This is a genomic window from Vibrio sp. HI00D65, from assembly GCF_001635455.1.
Classification (GTDB): Bacteria; Pseudomonadota; Gammaproteobacteria; order Enterobacterales; family Vibrionaceae; genus Vibrio.
The window spans coordinates 1-434 of sequence record NZ_LWEH01000148.1; the positions used below are offsets into that span (position 1 = coordinate 1).

At 41.0% G+C, this 434-nt stretch carries 1 protein-coding gene; it reads right to left on the reverse strand.

Annotated elements, in window-relative coordinates; translation table 11 throughout:
- On the reverse strand, positions 1-401 hold a 401-nt coding region (locus A3712_RS12600; RefSeq protein ID WP_443083595.1), incomplete at its 3' end, for an AAA family ATPase.
- Positions 402-434: the final 33 nt, after the last annotated feature.

Consider the following 434-nt stretch of genomic DNA (forward strand, 5'->3'; position numbering starts at 1 on the left):
AATCTACCATCCTCAGAACCTTTACCCTTTGTGTTTGCAGTTGCAATCACATTGAATCCTGGCGCTGGTTTTACATATCTTCCAATCTTCTTGAGGAAGACTCCTTTTCCTTCGAGGATTGATTGAAGGCAAAGAATCTTGTTGGAAGCCAAGTCAATTTCGTCAAGCAATAGAATCGAGCCGCGCTCCAAGGCCTCGATGATCGGGCCATTATGCCAAACNGTTTGACCGTTGAGTAAACGGAATCCACCAATGAGGTCATCTTCATCTGTTTCAATNGTAATGTTTACACGAATAAGTTCTCTCTTAAGAGATGCACAGGCCTGTTCTACAGAAAATGTTTTACCATTTCCAGAGAGACCAGTGATAAAAGTAGGATAAAAAAGACGAGACTGAATAATCTTTTTAACGTCTTGAAAACTACCAAACTGGAC